Source organism: Chryseobacterium oranimense, from assembly GCF_900129755.1.
GTDB classification, from domain to species: domain Bacteria; phylum Bacteroidota; class Bacteroidia; order Flavobacteriales; family Weeksellaceae; genus Chryseobacterium; species Chryseobacterium oranimense.
Genome location: NZ_FQWT01000003.1, coordinates 464,139 through 482,843 on the forward strand (window position 1 = coordinate 464,139; position 18,705 = coordinate 482,843).

The window sequence follows — 18,705 nt, forward strand, 5'->3', positions numbered from 1 at the left end:
GTATTGATTAATAATAAAGTAGTAATCCTGGGATACCTATGTAATTACTTTAAAAAATTGTTTAAATACCCAAGAATCGTGTCGGTTTGCATCATCAGGCTGACATGACTCTGCCCCGGAACAATAGCAAGCTGAGACTTCGGCATAGGAGCCAGATCGGCAGAAATACCTCCTCCCAGTAATTTGTAGGTTTTTGCGAGCTCTGTTTTATCAAGTCCATCATTGTCTCCGGATATGATCAGGACGGGTGCGGAGATTTTAGAAATATTGGCATCACCTAAGTCAAACGGCTGCCCTGCAGTTGCAGTCATCTGTTCCAAAAATGGGGTCCATTTTGTTTTGTCAGGTGCCACTGCATCGTAGGCGGTATGCATTGGGCTGTTCATAAAAAGTTCAGGCTTCATCGATTTAAAAGCGCTGCTTACCTGCGGTATCCACCCTGCACTTTTATAAGCTGCAGAAATGATGACCAATTTGTTTAATTTCCGGGGACTCTGTATGGCAAACTGATAAGCTATTGCTCCGCCAAAGCTGTACCCTACTACATCCGCCTTGTCAATTTTCAGATAATCCATTACTCCTGCCACATCACCTGCTAAAGCGGTATGGGACAATTTCCTTTCTGAAAACGGTGTGTGTCCATGCCCCTGCAGTTCAACAGCAATGACTTTTCTGTTCTTTGACAGTTCCGGGATCAGCTGCCCCCAATTCGTATCAATTGTCATAAAAGCTCCATGCAGCAGCACAACAGGCTGGCCTTCACCATATACTTCATAATACACTTTAATGCCGTTAACGGGTGCATAACCGCTTTCCGAAGGCTTTATTTTTTGCCCGTATACTTCTGATGCAAGCATAACGATTGCTATCATTAGGATCTTAAGGAAGTGATTGGATTTTAATACATTTTTCATATTGTTATTTGAATTTAGGTTAATTGAAAAACTTTCAATCAAATTTACCCCGTCATTTCGAAAGGCAACTTGCCACAGGACAAGATTTTACATATCCCCGAAATTAATTCTTTACAGATCATTTTTTTTGAATTTTTATACACACGTATCAGTTGATATCAGAAAGTTTGAACTAAAATACCGGGAAAGACTGGCTTACTGAAGTTAAATATTTTTTCAGAATAATTCATGCTAATTGACTAAAAATTATTAATTTCGACCAGAACTAAACTCTATTATTATGAAAAATTTAAAAAAAATCAACAGACAGGAATTGAAAGCTATCAAAGGCGGGATTAACTGTACAGGCGGTCAATTATGCTTAATCAACGGGAAATGGGAATGCAGACCATACGATGGATGTGGCGGCGGAAACCAACCTTAAATTTTAAATTTAACCAATTACTACTATTATGAAAAATCTAAAAAAAATTTCAAGAGACCAGTTGAAGAGCGTAAACGGCGGTGCATCCTGCTCCCAGGCATGTTGCCCACCTCCGGGAATAAAAAGATGCCCTTGGGTGATCTGCGTAGCTCCATGTGATATATTGAGCTAGAATAAAGAATAACCCTTAACATTAACAAATAGAAAGCTTTAGAGTAAAAACTCTAGAGCTTTTTTTGTGGAAAGTAGTCAAATTCTGCTAAATGAACATTTAAGAGAAACCGGTAAAATAGAAATATTAATAACAATCATAACGCTTTACCATAAACGATGTTGAATTAAAATTATGAATTTTCTAAAATAAAAAACATTTTCGGTATTTAATATTATACATTCCGCAATATCTTTGCATCAGGCTAATAATATGATCTGTGCAAAAGTATATCTCCTCCGTTTTTATCTTTATCTTTTCCATTATTTACAGTCAACAATATAATATTCAGTTATATAATACCGACAACGGCCTCCCGCAGAACAGCGTAAAAGATATCATAAAGGACAAATACGGTTTCATATGGCTGACAACTGAAAACGGAATTGTAAGGTATGATGGAATGAAGTTCGTGGTTTATAAAAACCTTCCGCTAAACAATCAGAGGTTTACTTTTTTCTACGGCTACCCTAAAAAAGACAGCATTTTTACCACGGGAGATTCCGGAAAAATCTTACTCATCAACAAAAGATCTCCAAAAGTCACAAAAACTTCAAAAAGGAATGTCGATTTTATATCCAGGGACAATGTCAATTACTTTTTATACTCTTCCAATTATATCTACACCACATCGCCCGGTATAAGCCTTTATTTCCCATGTCAGGAAGGCATCTACTTTATACGGGAAAATTCCGTTAAATACATCAATAATCTCTCTAAAGCGGAAGAAAATCTGAATATAAAAGCGAAATATAAAAATATTGCCAGAATATTCGTGATCGATAAGTCCGTATTTTTCATTGATTATCAGTCAAAAAAAATTCAGAAAATTGAAAGAGGAAAAATCGTTAGTTCCTATAATGAGCCGCTATTAACCGATGCTAAAAGCAAAATCTACTGGAGCAGAGTCAATAACCAGGTTTTTGTATTCAACGGAAACAGTATTTACCGGTGCGATTATAAAGATAACCGGTTTAAAATATCAAAGCTCGTACAACTCACTGATAATACTAAAAATATTATCAGCGTATATTATGACCAAACTTACAGAAAGCTTTATCTGGGAAGCAGCACTTACGGCCTGCAGATCATCAGCTTTACAGATTTTACCTCCATCCAGAGACCTCCATCTAAGCCTGAATCTGTTTTTTATGCCACTTTACCATATGGCAACTCATCTGTAATCAATACTTACGGAGAGGTATTCAGCCGGAACGGATTTGTAGAAGACAAGCACTTCAAAAACACCGTTCCATTCTTTCTTGCTTATGACCAGGAAGATAATATTATTGCCCGCAAAGCAAGTGACCTGCTGCTGTACAGGAAAAAGAAAGCTTATGCAAAAACTGTTTCCAAACGAAATATCATTTTAGTAGACTTTTTTTTCGATGCAAAAAGATATTATGCTTTTGAAGCTCTTGAAAAGACAGACGGAACCATTGGATACAGCGGGGTTCTTATGATATATAATGACCTTTCGTTCAAAACTGTAAAAAAAAGATTTTTCTTTAATGACGAACCTACCCAGTTCCTGAAATTTGATGAAGACCATCTGCTGGCCGGCACAATAAAAGGTTTATACAAAGTTTCATTAAAGACGAATACAATAATCAAATTAAACCCGGATACCGGATTATCTGTCCGCAACATCATACAATCCAGGGACGGCAATTTCTGGATCACCACCTCAGGAAAGGGATTTTACCTGCTGAAAAACAACCGTCTCACCAAGATGCCTTATGATGCAGACAATAATATCTCCTCTTCTCATACTATCCTGGAAGATCAGAACGGATTTTTCTGGATTTCCACCAACAACGGACTTTACAGGGTTCCGGAAAGCCAGCTGCTCCGATATGCACAGGATAAAAAAACGAAGGTTAATTATTACAGATTTTCAAAAATTTCAGGCTTTAAAACCAATGAATTCAATGGAGGCAGCAATGTGTGCGGAAATAAACTAGGAAACGGAGAGTTCGTATTTCCCTCTCTTGACGGTTTGGTTTTCTTTAATCCTACAAAAATAAAGAGCTATTATCCTGAAAACATCCATATAGAAAGAGCCTTGATAGACGGCAAGGAGCAGTTTTTCAATCAGGTATTAAATGTAAAGCCGGAATCCAACCGTATCGATATATTTATAGATACTCCTTATTATTCTAATCCTGATAATCTTGTTATAGAAACCAAACTGAGCGGAACAACCAATGTCAAGTGGGAATCGATAGGAAAAGACGGGAAATTTTCCATTTCAAATCTCACGTATGGAAATCACACTTTTATTGTAAGAATATTGATTTCCGACCAGGGAAAATATATTTATAAAAAGATCAATATTATTATTCCGCCCTATTTCTACCAGACAGTATGGTTTAAAATACTTATTGGCTCGGTTTTCCTGCTTATTTTCTACTTTCTGGCAAGATGGAGAATCAGCTTTCTCAAAAAAAGAAACCACGAACTGGAAGAAATCATCAGCTCCCGTACAAAAAGCCTTTCTGACACTGTTGAAAAGCTTGAGATTACTAAAATAAAGCTTCATAAAGAAATTGAGCAGCAAAAAAAACTTATCGGGACTATTACCCACGATATTACAACCCCTGTAAAGTTTATCGCCCTCACCGCAAAAGAGGCTCTGAATCAAAATGAACTAAGCGGGCAGCAGAGCGGAAAAATCCTGGGTTCCATATACAAGTCTTCAGATCAGCTGTACAATTTTACCATTACCTTAAAAGAATATGCGGACATCTATACACACCACCGTTCCGACAAAACAGAACTCTATTCTCTATATAAGCTGATAGAAGAAAAAAGGGTTCTTTTTAATGCCATAGCAGAAAACCACAATACTGTTATCATCAATAACATTGACAAAACATTATTGGTATGGATCAGCAAAAATATACTCTCTGCCATTGTTCACAACCTCCTGGACAATTCGGTAAAGTTCACAAAAAACGGCACAATAACAATAGAAAGTGATAAAGAAGAAGATATCATCATCCTATTGATAACCGATACCGGTATTGGAATGGATGAAAAGAAAATAGAATATTACACAAAGCTTCAGGATAATATTGAAAACGAAAAGCTATTACTGCAAAAATACGGAATGGGTCTTCACCTCGTCCTGCAACTGCTTCAGATGATTGATGGTAAAATTGCTTTCAAAAAAAATACTTTAAAAGGAACGTCATTCAAACTAATTTTAACTAATAAAAAAGATGATTAAAGATATTCTCATTGCCGATGATCACGAGATTGTTTTGGTAGGTACAAGCATGATTCTGGAGTCGAGAATCCAGAATGTAGTCATAGACCAGGCTGAAGACTATCCGGAAGCCCTGGAAAAAATATCAAGAAAGAAGTATGATCTTGTTATTTTAGACATCAACATGCCGGAAAGCAAAAACAAAAAAATGATCACCGAAATTAAAGCATTGGATCCTGACATAAAGATCCTGATATTTTCCGCCTACGAAGAAGAGATAGCCGTACAATACATAAAAGCGGGCGCCAACGGATACATCAGCAAGCTTAGCAAGTCTGAGGAAATCTCAGATGCTGTAAACAAGATATTTTCTGACGGCTTTTATTATCCGTCATCCATAGTACAGCAACTTCTCCAGCAGTCTCCATTGGATTCCATAAAAAACTTATCCGCCCGGGAATATGAGATCTTTATCCTGATGGTACAGGGGAACGGGAATTTGGAAATATCTAATAAGATGGGCATACAGATGCCTACTATCAGCACTTATAAAAAAAGAATTCATAATAAACTAAAAACCAAAAATCTGGCTGACCTTATTAAACTATATCAAACCTATATAGCCTGATTTCACAAGCCACTGCATAAATCCCAATACGTAGAAAATTTTCTACATTTACATTTATTTTATTCTACATAATTCCTTTAATAATGTGACAATATTTATATATTTTTACATTATGAATGTTTTTAATTTAAAAACAAGATCAATAATCAATAAAATTAATAATGCGTTAATTATTAATTAACACAAAATTATTACTCATAAAAGGGTTAATATACTATGTTTCACATAATTAATATTCGGAAATTAAAAAATCTAAATTAAAGTAAATGTTAAAAAAAATTACAAAATTAGGACAAATATTAGGGTTGACAACCTCTTCTATTGTATTTTCGCAAACAGGGAATGTAGGAATAAACACCCCGAATCCCGGATCTACAATAGATATTAATGGATCTCTGGCAGCAAATTACACTGCAATAAATACAGCATCTTACAATTTAACTGCAACAGATTTCCATGTTTCTTACAATGGTACCGCTAATGCCGTATTCAACCTTCCGGCAGCCATCAGCGGCGTAGGAAATTTCAAGGGGCGACTATACACCATTAAAAATAATACAAATTTCACCATCACCGTAAATTCCGCTGCACCGGAAACAATCAACGGGAATGCAAGCATTTCAATACCCGCAAATCAGAGTGCCCAACTGATCAACACAGGACTTACCGGAGCAAGTTCTACCTGGGAAATCGTCTCAGAAGGTTCTTCAGCCAGTAATTACACAGCCAGCAACGGGCTCTCCATCTCAGGAACTGACGTTAAATTAGGAGGTACCCTATCCCAGGCCACCAATATAGCCACTGCCGGAAACAATCTGAGCATTAACGGAGGCGGAAAAGTCATGATAGGAACCAATACAGTTCCCACAGGAGCAGCCAATTCAAAAATAATCATAGACAACGGCACCACAAATGGCGCATTGCAGATTAAAGATGGCACCCAGCAGCTTGGCTACGTACTGACCAGTGATGCCAATGGCCTGGCTACATGGTCATCAACCGTTACTACTGCATTTGCCAACAACTGGACCTCTTACTCAGGAACACTGGTAAACCCTTTCACCGCACCCACCGGAGGAGGAAATCTTCCAACAGGAATTTCCGTAGTAATCCCTGCCAAAGGATGGTATTTTTTCCGAAGCGGTATTGCCATAAATTCCGAGTGTAATGATTACACATTCTACATCAACGGAATCGGAGATGTGTGGAAAAGTTACTGTACCTCCAATACCGCTGTTTTTATGGCTCCAAGAGATCAGAACCGGGTATTATATTTTTCCACTCCGGGAACCTATACTATTCTAGCCGTTAAAACAAACGGTAATATTCCAGGAAGCTTCAATGCAGGAAACCCAAGTTTTTATCTTGATTTTGTGAAATTCCAAAATTAAGGAAACTCCTATAACCATGATTCTAAATACATAAAGCTGAAAAACTGAACTGCTACAGGAAATCCCTCATTCCAATAGCAGTTCATCACCCCTATTTCTTAATTTAATATTGTATAAAAAGATGACCCAAAAAATATTTTTTCTCCCGTTACTTCTTGCCTTAAGCGGAAATTTAATGTATTCTCAGGCAGGGAATATCGGTATTAACACCAGCAATCCGGGCAGCAAGCTAACCGTTAACGGCTCATTTGCAGCAACCTACAAAACCACAGGAACGAGCGGATCTGTTGACGCTGATGATTATTACATCGCCTACAGCGGCAACAGCAACGGCACCCTAACACTACCCGCAGCCGTAACGGGATCCGGCAATTTTACAGGAAGAACCTATCATTTTAAAAACACCGGAACAGCAACATTATCTATTGCCGCCAGCGGAGCAGAACTAATTGACAATCAAAGTGGTGCAGGAGTAGCTTCTATAAGTGTTCCTCCGGGTTACTATGCTTTTTTCATAAGCAAGGGAACAGTTACCAATACAACATGGGAACTCATTTTACTTTCAAGCTCCGACAGTCTGCCAGCAGCAGCATCCACTTACGCCTTTTCTACAATAAGCACCACAAGCAGACAGTCCCTCCCCGCTACAGCAAGCGGACCCTATATCAATGGTGAAATTAATTATCCTCAAGGAACGGTTATCAATACAGGAAATGTAATGAATACAGCCAACGGAAGATTTACAGCTTCTACCAGCGGATATTATATGTTTTACGGTTCTACACAATTTGATAACGGTGCGGTTGCCGGCGCTCCCAATTTTGCATGGGCCATACTCTATCTCGTGAAAAACTTCAGTACCACCCCCAACAATGTATTGGTTCAATCTTACCATTCGAGCCCGGGAATATTGGTAGGAGCCAACGTTTCATGCATCACCTATCTGAATGCAGGAGAAACCGTAAGCATGGCTTCAGCAGCTGCCGTAACCAGCGGGACTATTTACCAGGTGGTAGTAAGTTCGTTTTACGGTTACAAAATCGCCAATTAAAATACATAATATATAAATTAGTAACTCCCCCTCATTACATGACGTCATACATGATGAGAAAGAAAACAATTTGTTCCCAAACAAAGAGGGGGGTTGCTAATTTTAATATGATCCGTTGCGATATTAAAAAAATCACAACATAATTAAAATATTTATTTTAAAAATAATAAAAATAAATAGTAAATTTAAAACATAATTCATGATTGTATGTGACTATTATTTAATATAATACGTCAACCAGATGATTCGTATTTCCGTTGTTTTATTTTCAGACATAATAACATATAGATAAATAAACGATAACCATCAAACTATAAAAATCATGAGTAATGAAAATTTTAATCCGCTTGACCTGCTCACGAACAAGTTCAGGTACCCTTTCCCAACCCTTAAGAACCCCCACGCAGACGAGCTGCAACAGATCACCGAAAACCATTGGATTGACGGAGAATACCTTTGGCTCTATAAGAACAATCCCGAGATCCGTAAAAAGTACAAAAAGACCCTGACCGCACATATTGCGGCTCAATGGTTTCCTACAGCCCCGATAGAAAGGTTTAAACCTATCTGCAGGTTAATGCTCTGGACCCTCTATAATGATGACCTATATGAGGAAGAAAAACCAGAAAATATCGAGTATGTGCATGCTCAGTCGATTGCAATACTGAACGGGGAAATCAGTGCCTGGCAGTCCGGAATACCATTAGGCAATATGCTAGCCTCACTGAGGGAGGAACTGCTACAGTTTATACCACAGGAGTCTATCCTCCGTTTCAGCCGGATGATCAGCAGATATTTCGACGGGCTGAAAACCGAACTGGAATACAAAAGAAATAAAAAGTTTCCAACGGTGGCAGACTGCATAGCTTTAAGGGAGGATTCTATCTGCCTGTATCCTTTTTTACAGCTTACTGAGGTAGAAACGGGAATTATATTACCCCCGGAAATACATGAGCACCCTGTCGTCAGGCGGCTGCAAGCCCTGGCCTGCCACCTGGTCACATTTTTCAATGAGGTGCAATCCGTGGTAAAAGATGAAGCAACGGGAAGCATTTACTATAATATTGTTAAAGTCATCCAGAACGAGCGTGGGATGTCGCTGGAGGAAGCATGCCTTGAAGATCTGCGCCTCCATAACGAAGATCTGAAAGAATTTGTAACGCTTCAGGCTTCCCTTCCTGATTTTGGGATCTGGCATGAAGCTGTGGTGAATTGGGTTCACTATATGAGCATGGTACTAAGTGGATGGAAAAATATTTCAACGAAACTGGCCCGTTACAATGCCATGGAATTTCCAAATGCTGAAGAGCTCAGGGATAAGCTAAACAAGAGGTTCCCTGAACCCAGAGAAATCAACTAAACTACATGTCCATTCTTAAACCAATAAAAAATGACAGCAGAACAATTTAACAGTTCAGATTATTTACCGCAGGGGTTTTATCCATGGCCCGATCTTATTAATCCACATGTAGAACAAATGGGAAGGGATATGGATAGCTGGATTGACAATGACTATACCTTTTTAACGGAAAAGCAGCGCGAAATTTATAAAAAAATGAGGCTTCATAGGTGTACTGCCCGTATGTGGCCGGATTTAACCTATGAACAGGCTATTCCCTGCAACAGGTTCATGCTTCAGTACGTAGCACTCGATGATCAGGCGGAACATTTATCTCTTGAAGAAATTCAACAATTGAGGACCCGTTGTACAGATATTCTCAGAGGCGCCGAACCTGCTCCGGAAGAAAATGCGCTTTATCATCATATGGCAATGATCCGGGATGAATTTCATGCTTTCATGCCGGATCTGTGGATGGAGCGCTTTATTTACTATTTCTATCAATCCTTCAGGTACGGAATAGAATTGGAGTTTCCATACAAAATAGCTCACCGCCCTCCTTCCCTGAATCTTTTTAAAACCATCCGGGAATATTCTGTCCTTATGCGCCCGTACCTGATCCTTGGCGAAATTGAATCGGGACTTATCCTGCCACAGCATATCTTTGAGCATATCGTGGTACAAAAGATGATCTCCCACATGACACTGGTCGTAGCCTGGCAAAATGACATCCACTCTCTTCCAAAAGAAATGGCAAAGGGCACAGAAGTCTTTAATCTGATCTTTGTATTGCAGCAAGAGTATAATCTTTCATTGGAAGATGCCTGCGCAGAAGCTTTGCGTATCCACAATGAAGAATTAAAAAATCTCATGGATTTGCATAAGGAATACAGGGAATTCGGCGAGTATCAGGAATATATTGATAAGTTCGTCTATTATGCCGGCGTAGGGCTTCAGGGCGTTAATACTTTTTATCTTGAAACCAACAGGTACAAACACGGCGGAGTCGGTTTTGCCTGGCCTGAAGATCATTCTGCAAACAAAAGCCTGTAATCATTTGAAATAAAAAACAGGTATAATTACAATAAAGCTCCCAAGTTATTATTTGGGAGCTTTATTTGAAATACCGAACTTCATGGAGATTACAATAGCATTAATATTATCTCCCACTATAATTTTTTGAACAAGCTTTACAGTTTCAGTTAAATATCCACCCAAACCACAGGAAAATAAATCCGGATAATGTTTTTTTTGATAAAACTATGATGTCCTTTATGTTTTTGTTTCAATTTGGTTTAATGCTTTCCTGCAGTTTGTTGGCTTTTTATGCTGAATGTTTTCCGGTTATTAGTTTTTGTTTTGACTTAAAAGTATGAATGCTGCAAAAGCATTCTTTATATATAGTCTGTGTGAGGTGATGTTTTGACAGTTATTAAACAGGCTACATGGATTCAAAAAATTCATACTGAAGATCAGCCTCTGTAATCTGTGTATTTAATGCATTATAAGGATCCTGCTCTCCTGCTTCAGCAAGGACCTTGGATTCCTGGATCAATCCCCCTTCAGGATTAAAAACTTTTACAATGATCCATTTTCCGCTGCGTTCCAGCTCTTTCAAACCGTATTCGGATTTATATTTAATTTTTCCGCTTTGAAGGATACCGTCTTTTACAACTGCTTTATTGGCAGGTTTTCCTTTGGCATACTGTATAATCTGTGCTGTGAAACCACTATCCTGTTCTACCGGCTGACTGTAGGTATAGACAACAGCTCCCTTTTCATCATAAACGGTAGAATTGTATACCGTCTGTGCTGCATTAATTTTTGTTTCCGCTTTTAAATTTTCTTCGTCTCTGAAATACCTGGAATGTACTAAAACGCCATCCTTATAATGCTGCTCTACAAGTGCTTCGTACAAAGTACCGTTATAAGGCATATCATCTTTATACGTAACCGATCCTTTGGGCTTTCCATCCGGATAGTAATACTTGATCTCCTGGGTCATCTCATCCTTAAGTATCTGCTCGGAAGATAAGTTTCCGTTTTCATCAAAATATTTTTTCAGGACTGCAAAACCGTTTTTATAAGACTCAATGGCAACAAAACCGGAAAAATTATAATTGAACTGATAATCTTCTCCATCCTGAGGCTTGTAAGATTCGGTTTCTTTATCATAGATATAGGTAAGATTTCCTATCAGCTTTCCTGTTTCATCATACGTTTTTTTATAGCCTCCTTTTTTGTTTTTCTTTTCTTCCTGCAGAATTTCACCTTTTGTGGAGTAGATGATACTTTCTGTTACTACTCCTTCTTTATTCTGCTTTTCAATTTTAGATACCTTCATAGGATCCTGGTAGTACTCTACCGTTATTTTATCAGCAGAACTTCCGGAACTGTTTACCCCGATAAACTTTCCTTTTTCACCATAAAATTTGGTTTCGAACGCTCCTGTATTGCTGTTACTTACGGTTTCATAACGGATTCCTTTAATATCCTCATCATAAACAACGGATTTGAAGTTATCGGGAGTTTCATAGGTAGTAACCGTGTTATAATAAGACATTTCTTCCGGATTTTTATAATTGTAGAGTTTGCCTGTAAAAGTACCGTCTGCCTTATAAATCAAATCCTCCAGGATTCTTCCCTGCTCGTCAAAAGTTTTAGCCGGCCCAACCTGGATACCGCCCGAGAATGTTCCTGTACTTAAAACTTTACCTTCTTCATTGTACCAGGTAACCTTACCTTCATATACTTCGCTTCCAGGTGTGGCATCCGAAGCAAGCCCTTCCATCTGAAGCGTTCCGTTTTTATAAAAATCCTTGATTAAAGTGAGTTTTCCTCTGTTTTCTGTTTCCCGGTAAAATTCCATCTTGCTCTGAGTGGTTTTCTCCCAGTTTTCATCAAAATAGATTTTTTCCTGTGCATTGATGTTAATACTTATGATCAGGGCGAAAACCGCTGATGTAAATAATTTTTTCATTAAAAAAGATTTAGATATACATAAAAGCCATAAACAAAAGCTTCTGTATTTTTATCATAGTTCTGATATGTTCTTTTCGGACACTTGAAAAATTTTCATCATTGTGTTTTTTTTATGCCCGAATGACGTAGGCAAAGATCTGCAAAATCGCCATTTCAAAAAATCCCTGTTTTCAGCTAATTTGTGATTTTACAATTTTGGAATACAACTGCTGTATTGTGCTTATTTTAGCAGTCAAATTGGATCGCAACTTCTGCTGCCTTTTTGATCAGTTTTCCTTTTCCTGCTTTAGAAGAAAGATACAGGATCACCCGTTCTTCCTCATAATCCCGGTTGGCACCAAAAATAAAATCAGGCTTTCCATCCTTATCAATATCCCCGATGAAAAGCAATTCGACAAAAGTATCATTAAAGGATTCCTCCTCTAAAAACAATGTTTCCGGAGAATTTCCTGCTGACAGATAAAGCTTATAATCCTTTACATTCTGGTACAATTCCTCGCCTTCATCAGTATGCACTTTTTCTGATGAAAGCACTTTTCCTTCTGCACGCAGAGTATATTCCTGATTTCCGAAATGAAATTTCAATTTTTCTTTTGGCCAGATTTTATTTTTCGCAATTTTAACCATTTTTATTTCACCCTGTGTCAGTCGCGGATTACCCAAGAGTAAAAGGCTGTTATTTTTAGAATTAATAATTCTGGTGGAGTCTCCCGAACATTCGGAATACCCTCTTGTAATGGTGTAATCTGCTTTGCCCAGATAAAACTTTCCGTCCTTTTGATAAAGATCCAACCAGTTTTTAGTGAGAGCATCCGCTTCGTTTTCATTCCCAAAATCCCGGTATTCTTTAGGTAGAAGGATTTCAAAATCTTCATTGGCCTCTTCAACCGGATTTTGCTCCGGATCTTTTAATTTTTTACCGGACTGAACTTCCTGTTGAGGATGTCTTACCTCTTTTTTTGTTTCCTGTATTTTATCTTTGCAGGACATCACCATCATTAAGGGTAAAAAAATTAAAATTGTTCTCTTCATTATTTTGCTCTTTTGTTTATCATATACTGTCTTAAAATGCTTATTTCTGAAACTGAATTTCATCACTTTCCTGATTATTTCTGCGACTGAAATTCTTAAATAATTTACTTTCACAAATAAAAAGCAAATTTGTAAAAAAATACGTTTGAAAAGCATCCCTTTTTTCAGCCAGTTTGACCTACATGTCCTGTTTAAAAGAAAAAATATAAAATTTCACCCAAAATTAGCTGAAAGCAGGGATTGGAAAAACTCAAAATAATAACGATTTTTGGCTGTAAATGTGAACCGGTCATATTTGATGTTATAACATACCCGGTGAGAAATAGCAAAGTAATAACTTTGCAGCGCTTACAAACCATACAATGCTGATCAATTTTTTCTCTTTTTTGCGCACTCCAATTATCTTTATATGTCTTGTATTAGCGGGTCAGGCCGCATCTGCCCAGGAACTGCACAATAGCCTGGAACAGCAATATAAAAAGTATAAACCGGGAAGTACGCAGCGAATGATGATTACCGGAAAGTATGCACAAGCTCTTTTTTTTAATAATCAGGAGGATAAAGCTTTTGTTATTTTAAATGAAAATATTGCTTATGCCAGAAAGCTGTCAGACGGTAAGTATGCTGCTTATTTATACATTATTTCAGCCATCAATTACAGACTGCTGGATAATGTCAAAGCCTATGAAAATGCTTCCAGGCTCGCCCAGCTTTATAAAGAAAAAACAAAAGACCTGGAAACAAAAGGCTATGTATCCTATGGGCTTGGCTGGATCCAGGAACGCAATCATAAAAAAGCTGAAGCGGTTCGATACTTCTTAAAAGCCTTATCATTTTATGAAAAAGCACCCTACTCTGAAACTTTAAATACCAGGAAAGCATCTGTATACCGGGAATTAAACAGTATTTATGCCGATTGGAATGATTATCAGCTTCAGGAGAAGTACAGTAAGTTATCCCTGGAAATTGCCCAACAGCAGAATGATCCTATGAACTTATTTGATGCTTATATGGCCATGGGATATATGTATGAGAAACGCTACGAATCTACTTCTGATAAGGCCTTTATCCATCAGGCAGAGTCTTATTACATCAAAGCGGTGGAGACCTATAAAGCCAATAAGGCCCATATCCCTATTCCTTCCAATCTCTCTTTTGTAGCCATCAATCTGGCCAATCTGTATTTAAATTATTTCCCTGAATCTTACAAAGATAAGGCACTTTATTATGCCAATTTAGCTAAAACCCAGGGGATCGCTACGGGAAACCACGACCATGTAGCCTCTGCGAATGGCCTCCTGGCAGAAATAGCTTTACAGAAAGGCGATAAAGAGGAAGCAAAAAAGCATCTGTTAGCAGCCCTTACAGAATCAGAATATGATAAGGTCAGCAATCCAAATATCAAACTGTCGATTTTTGAAAATCTATCGAAGCTGTTTGAGGATGAAAATAATTTTAAAGAAGCTATATTCTATCAAAAAGCTTACCTGGAAACCTTTAAACAAGTTTATGATCAAAAAAGTGCTGCCTTGGGCAAACAGCTGGAAACCCAGTATGAAAGAGAAAAGCAAAAGCAGCAATTGCTCCGGTTACAACTGGCCTCTGAAAAGCAGGAACAACGGCTAAAGGAAATGAGCTGGCAGAGTTTACAGCAGGCTCAGAAATTGGAAAACCTGGAACTAACAAAAGAAAATCAGCTGAGGAAACTGGAATTTACTGAAATGGAAAACAGTAAAAAAGCCCAGGAGCTTCGTTTATCGCAACTTGAATCCTTTAACAGAAAGCGGGAAGTAGATCTCTACAAAGCCCGGATTGACTATAAGGAGAAAACCAATACATTTTATATCGGGCTGACGGCCTCTGTTTCTTTACTGCTTATCTTACTGCTGTATGCTTATTTTCAAAGGGCAAAAGGTATAAAGCAAAAAGAAAAATTACATCTTCTGGAGATGGAAAAAGTCATACAGGACTCAAAAATATCCAACCTTACAGTGATGCTGGAAGGCCAGGAACAGGAACGGGGAAGAATAGCGCGGGATCTGCATGACGGCCTGGGAAGCCTGCTTTCCGGAACCAAAATGAATCTCTATTTATTAAAGGATAAATCCAATGCTGATCATCAGCTGCAAATAGAAAGATCAATGGAACAGATCGACATCGCAGTTGACGAGCTTCGGCATGTTGCGCACAATCTTATGCCGGATCTTCTGCTAAAATACGGACTCCAGGAAACACTGGTAGAATATGTTTCCCGGATGACTACTCCGAAGCTGGATGTTGATGTTCAGTTTTTATATTATTCAGATCAATTACCATTAGAAAGCCAGCTGCTGGCCTACAGGATCATTCAGGAACTGGTGAACAATGCTGTAAAACACGCCACGGCAAGCCAAATTATTATTCAGTTTATTGAAAATGAATCCGAGTATGTTATTATCGTGGAGGATGATGGGAAAGGGTTTGATATAAATACTTTGAACCACTCGCATTCTGCAGGATTCCACAACATCCGCTCCCGTGTAGAGTTCCTGAAAGGCACCATGCAGATAGAATCCCAGATCAATATAGGAACCAATATTGAAATCAAATTTCCAAAATAAATAAATTTATGACTAAAATCGCTATAACCGATGATCACCCATTATTACTGGAAGGTTTAAAAAACATTCTTTCCCAACAAGAGGACTTTTCAGTTGTTGGCTGCTATTCTTCTTCAAGTGAACTTTTTGCAGGATTAGAAAACCAGAGTCTGGATGTCCTGCTCCTGGATATTAATCTTTCCGATGGCAACAGTATAGACCTGATCCAACCTATATTAAAAAAATATCCTGACACTCAAATCATTATTTTGAGTGTACACAATGAGTTTGCGGTCATTAACAGTTCCCTGGAGGAAGGGGCCATGGGATATATCCAGAAGAACGCTTTGGTCACAGAAATAATTTCAGGAATACAGACGATACTTAAGGGTGAGAAATTCTTATGCAATCAAACGAAAAAAATTGTAGAGATGAAAACGAATTCCGGGCTCAATGCGGTGCCTAAATTAACCCGCAGGGAGAAGGAAATTTTAATAGAAGCCTCTTTAGGCCTTACCACCATTCAAATAGCAGATAAACTATGCATCAGCCCGCATACAGTAGAAAGTCACCGCAAAAACCTGATTGTCAAATTCAAAACTACCAACTTAAGCACAGCAATAAAATTAGCAATGGAATATGGATTGGTTCGTCCATAAGGAGATATCATCTGATTATAGTAATAGGAAATACAGCTCAAAGATAATGATAGAACACTCTATTGGCTAATACAAATATTAAATAAAATGACATCATTTGCCTTCAATGGTGTCATTTATCTTTGTAAACTTAAAGAAGTCAGAGTCAAACACTTGATATTTTCTTAACTTTTTAGTTCAATTATACTGATACTTTAGATCATCTGATATTGGCAATAATTTTTATTATGCATCAAAGCTCCATTCCACAGGTACAAATCAAACCATTTGCCTTTCCCATTTTTTTTCAAATAACTTTTTCAGTTTATCCAGCTCATTTTTATACATGGTATTCTTTCTGGTGCCAAAATAAAGAGTGTTTTCCCATGGCTCGGTTCCCTGCCAGACTAATTTAATTTTTCCGGCATCCAATGCCTCGTGGCAAAGAAAGTCCGGCACTACAGAAAATCCATCATTATCGCTCAAGCAGCGGATAATAGAACTGATATTGGGTACAATATAGTTGGGGCTAAAATCCGGATGTTCATTAAAATTCTTTGACCAGAAATTTTTCAGGTGTTCCATATCTCCTGCTGTGCTGTACCATAGTTGTTGTTTGAGAAAATCTCCTGCACCTGCAATATCATTATTTTCCAATAATGGTGTCAGTTCGGATAAATCCGTATTGCTCCCGGCAATCAATACTACCCTTTCTTTGGAAAACGGTTCGTAAACAAGGTTTTGCTGATTCCCTTTTTGTGGCGTAACAATCATATCCAATAACCCGCTATCCAGATCCGCCTGCATTTGCGGATAAAGCCCGAATTTGATAATCAAATTAAAAGGCAGGCTTGCAACGTGTTCTTCCAACGTATATTGGAAAGTTTCAAAACACATTCCTACGCTGATAGTTACTCTTTCAGGTTGCGAGCGGCGATGAAAATGCTGTTCGGCACTTTCCAGCTTTCTAAGCGGCTCGAAGATGAAGTTGTAAAGTATCTTTCCTTTTTCGGTAGGAACCATTTTTCGTGGCGAACGGTCAAAAAGCTTATATCCGGCATACGCTTCCAGAGAGTTCAAATGCAGGCTAACGCCCGGCTGCGAAATGAAAAGTTCCTGTGCGGCTGCCGATAAAGTCCCGGTTTCATATATGCTTCTAAAAGTTCGAAGCCATTCTAAATTCCATTGCATATATAATTATTCTGATACAAATATACAATTTAAGTTATTTGTGTAATACATAATTCTGATAGAAATTCGCATTATCATTCATTAATCTGATAGCAATTTAAATAATATACCAATGGACAGACGAAATTTTCTTATGAAAACCTCATTAGGAGCATCCGCGTTGGCCCTTCCGGGGTGGCTTGATGCGGCAACTGAAGCAGTAGAGCAAAAAACATCCGGTTCAGCCAAAAGCTTTTGGCCGAACGGAGCCAGATTGGCAATTTCCATCGCCCTGCAATTTGAAGCCGGAGGACAACCAATTTCCGGAGCAGGCGGACTGATACCTGAACCAATTAAAAAAGGTTATCCCGATCTGGCGACCAATTCTTATTTTGACTACGGGGTGCATGAAGGGCTGCCACGACTGCTGGATTTGTTCGACAAATACGGTGTGAAAGCAACTTCATTTATGGTTGGAAAAGCGGTGGATAATAACCCCGAACTGGCTCGTGAAATAGTAAGACGTGGACACGAACCCGCTGCACATGGCAAAGAATGGGCGTGGCAGTATCAACTATCAAAAGATGACGAACGGGAATGGATACGGAGCGTGAAGCAATCCATAGAAAAAGCAACAGGTGTTACACCATTGGGCTACGATTGTTACTGGATGCGCGGAAGTGTACATACACTCAGCCTGCTTCAGGAATTGGGTTTTATCTACCACAACAACGATTTGAGCCGTGATGAGCCATATATCCAACAATTAAATGGAAAGCCTTTTGTAACAATGCCTTACACCATCCATATGAACGATATAGGTTCCTATGATTTTCCCGGTTTCTCACCTGCCGATTATGAGCAACAACTTAAAGACGAGTTTGACCAACTGTATGAAGAGGCGGCAACCCGAAGACGTATGATGCTGATTAGTTTTCACGACCGCATTTCGGGGCACGCTTCCCGAGTGCGCGTGATAGAACGTTTCCTCAAATATGTAGCACAACACGATGGCATCTGGTACGCTACCAAAGGCGAAATTGCCAAACACGCATTAGCTACCCCTGACATTACTCCGCTTGTAAAACGTGATGTGGCGGAAAAAAGCGGACTTGCAGGGAATACAAATTTATAA

The 18,705-nt window shown here is 38.4% G+C and carries 15 protein-coding genes; 11 read left to right on the forward strand and 4 right to left on the reverse strand.

Annotation, left to right across the window (positions count from 1 at the left end):
- Nucleotides 1–44: 44 nt before the first annotated feature.
- Nucleotides 45–914 (reverse strand): alpha/beta fold hydrolase, encoded by an 870-nt coding sequence (locus BUB03_RS12775; RefSeq protein WP_139258839.1) that lies wholly within the window; start codon nucleotides 912–914, stop codon nucleotides 45–47.
- A 280-nt stretch (nucleotides 915–1,194) separates the two neighbouring features.
- On the opposite strand from BUB03_RS12775, the gene BUB03_RS21900 reads away from it, so the two are divergent.
- The 8 genes from BUB03_RS21900 (at nucleotide 1,195) to BUB03_RS12805 (ending at nucleotide 10,222) form a co-directional block, all read left to right on the forward strand.
- Nucleotides 1,195–1,338: a bacteriocin-like protein gene (locus tag BUB03_RS21900; protein WP_155859182.1), complete on the forward strand. Its 144-nt coding sequence runs from the start codon at nucleotides 1,195–1,197 to the stop codon at nucleotides 1,336–1,338.
- Between the two features lie 28 nt (nucleotides 1,339–1,366).
- The gene (locus BUB03_RS21905; RefSeq protein ID WP_175547504.1) at nucleotides 1,367–1,510 is read left to right on the forward strand and encodes a bacteriocin-like protein; all 144 of its coding nucleotides are present in this window, start codon (nucleotides 1,367–1,369) and stop codon (nucleotides 1,508–1,510) included.
- Between the two features lie 259 nt (nucleotides 1,511–1,769).
- Nucleotides 1,770–4,781 carry a ligand-binding sensor domain-containing protein gene (locus tag BUB03_RS12780; RefSeq protein ID WP_073063601.1) on the forward strand — a complete coding sequence of 1,004 codons (3,012 nt, stop codon included), beginning with the start codon at nucleotides 1,770–1,772 and terminating at the stop codon, nucleotides 4,779–4,781.
- A complete protein-coding gene (locus BUB03_RS12785; protein ID WP_083538911.1) occupies nucleotides 4,774–5,388 on the forward strand; it encodes a response regulator transcription factor in 615 nt (204 codons plus the stop codon). The genes BUB03_RS12780 and BUB03_RS12785 overlap by 8 nt, the downstream gene beginning before the upstream one ends.
- Nucleotides 5,389–5,654: 266 nt before the next feature.
- A complete protein-coding gene (locus BUB03_RS12790) occupies nucleotides 5,655–6,779 on the forward strand; it encodes a hypothetical protein (RefSeq protein WP_073063604.1) in 1,125 nt (374 codons plus the stop codon).
- Between the two features lie 121 nt (nucleotides 6,780–6,900).
- Nucleotides 6,901–7,830, forward strand: coding sequence for a hypothetical protein (locus tag BUB03_RS12795; RefSeq protein ID WP_073063607.1), 930 nt, complete (start codon nucleotides 6,901–6,903; stop codon nucleotides 7,828–7,830).
- A 322-nt stretch (nucleotides 7,831–8,152) separates the two neighbouring features.
- Nucleotides 8,153–9,190, forward strand: a complete 1,038-nt coding sequence (locus BUB03_RS12800; protein WP_073063610.1) for a terpene synthase family protein — start codon at nucleotides 8,153–8,155, stop codon at nucleotides 9,188–9,190.
- Nucleotides 9,191–9,220: 30 nt separating this feature from the next.
- Nucleotides 9,221–10,222, forward strand: coding sequence for a terpene synthase family protein (locus BUB03_RS12805; RefSeq protein ID WP_073063613.1), 1,002 nt, complete (start codon nucleotides 9,221–9,223; stop codon nucleotides 10,220–10,222).
- A 388-nt stretch (nucleotides 10,223–10,610) separates the two neighbouring features.
- On the opposite strand, the gene BUB03_RS12810 is transcribed toward BUB03_RS12805, so the two are convergent.
- Both BUB03_RS12810 and BUB03_RS12815 read right to left on the reverse strand, forming a co-directional pair.
- Complete coding sequence (locus tag BUB03_RS12810) at nucleotides 10,611–12,149, reverse strand: toxin-antitoxin system YwqK family antitoxin (protein WP_073063616.1); 1,539 nt, start codon at nucleotides 12,147–12,149, stop codon at nucleotides 10,611–10,613.
- Nucleotides 12,150–12,376: 227 nt separating this feature from the next.
- Nucleotides 12,377–13,183 (reverse strand): hypothetical protein, encoded by an 807-nt coding sequence (locus tag BUB03_RS12815; RefSeq protein WP_139258841.1) that lies wholly within the window; start codon nucleotides 13,181–13,183, stop codon nucleotides 12,377–12,379.
- A gap of 362 nt (nucleotides 13,184–13,545) precedes the next feature.
- Here BUB03_RS12815 and BUB03_RS12820 point away from each other — a divergent pair, with 362 nt between their 5' ends.
- Together BUB03_RS12820 and BUB03_RS12825 are read left to right on the forward strand one after the other, a co-directional pair.
- Entirely contained in the window at nucleotides 13,546–15,783 is a 2,238-nt protein-coding gene (locus tag BUB03_RS12820; RefSeq protein WP_083538912.1) for a tetratricopeptide repeat-containing sensor histidine kinase, read from the forward strand.
- Nucleotides 15,784–15,791: 8 nt separating this feature from the next.
- On the forward strand, nucleotides 15,792–16,421 hold the full coding sequence (locus tag BUB03_RS12825; protein WP_073063623.1) for a response regulator transcription factor: 630 nt from the start codon (nucleotides 15,792–15,794) through the stop codon (nucleotides 16,419–16,421).
- 258 nt (nucleotides 16,422–16,679) lie between these two features.
- Here the strand turns inward: BUB03_RS12825 and BUB03_RS12830 are convergent, their stop codons facing one another.
- A complete protein-coding gene (locus BUB03_RS12830; RefSeq protein ID WP_073063626.1) occupies nucleotides 16,680–17,591 on the reverse strand; it encodes a LysR family transcriptional regulator in 912 nt (303 codons plus the stop codon).
- A 133-nt stretch (nucleotides 17,592–17,724) separates the two neighbouring features.
- On the opposite strand from BUB03_RS12830, the gene BUB03_RS12835 reads away from it, so the two are divergent.
- Nucleotides 17,725–18,705, forward strand: coding sequence for a polysaccharide deacetylase family protein (locus BUB03_RS12835; RefSeq protein WP_228417874.1), 981 nt, complete (start codon nucleotides 17,725–17,727; stop codon nucleotides 18,703–18,705).

What these genes read in the sequence shown, in the direction of transcription:
- BUB03_RS12815 (WP_139258841.1), bottom strand. Translation starts at nt 13,183, where the DNA reads ATGAAGAGAACAATTTTAATTTTTTTACCCTTAATGATGGTGATGTCC.
- BUB03_RS12805 (WP_073063613.1), top strand. Translation starts at nt 9,221, where the DNA reads ATGACAGCAGAACAATTTAACAGTTCAGATTATTTACCGCAGGGGTTT.
- BUB03_RS21900 (WP_155859182.1), top strand. Translation starts at nt 1,195, where the DNA reads ATGAAAAATTTAAAAAAAATCAACAGACAGGAATTGAAAGCTATCAAA.
- BUB03_RS12830 (WP_073063626.1), bottom strand. Translation starts at nt 17,591, where the DNA reads ATGCAATGGAATTTAGAATGGCTTCGAACTTTTAGAAGCATATATGAA.
- BUB03_RS12825 (WP_073063623.1), top strand. Translation starts at nt 15,792, where the DNA reads ATGACTAAAATCGCTATAACCGATGATCACCCATTATTACTGGAAGGT.
- BUB03_RS12790 (WP_073063604.1), top strand. Translation starts at nt 5,655, where the DNA reads ATGTTAAAAAAAATTACAAAATTAGGACAAATATTAGGGTTGACAACC.
- BUB03_RS12820 (WP_083538912.1), top strand. Translation starts at nt 13,546, where the DNA reads ATGCTGATCAATTTTTTCTCTTTTTTGCGCACTCCAATTATCTTTATA.
- BUB03_RS12835 (WP_228417874.1), top strand. Translation starts at nt 17,725, where the DNA reads ATGAAAACCTCATTAGGAGCATCCGCGTTGGCCCTTCCGGGGTGGCTT.
- BUB03_RS12800 (WP_073063610.1), top strand. Translation starts at nt 8,153, where the DNA reads ATGAGTAATGAAAATTTTAATCCGCTTGACCTGCTCACGAACAAGTTC.
- BUB03_RS21905 (WP_175547504.1), top strand. Translation starts at nt 1,367, where the DNA reads ATGAAAAATCTAAAAAAAATTTCAAGAGACCAGTTGAAGAGCGTAAAC.
- BUB03_RS12810 (WP_073063616.1), bottom strand. Translation starts at nt 12,149, where the DNA reads ATGAAAAAATTATTTACATCAGCGGTTTTCGCCCTGATCATAAGTATT.
- BUB03_RS12795 (WP_073063607.1), top strand. Translation starts at nt 6,901, where the DNA reads ATGACCCAAAAAATATTTTTTCTCCCGTTACTTCTTGCCTTAAGCGGA.
- BUB03_RS12785 (WP_083538911.1), top strand. Translation starts at nt 4,774, where the DNA reads ATGATTAAAGATATTCTCATTGCCGATGATCACGAGATTGTTTTGGTA.
- BUB03_RS12775 (WP_139258839.1), bottom strand. Translation starts at nt 914, where the DNA reads ATGAAAAATGTATTAAAATCCAATCACTTCCTTAAGATCCTAATGATA.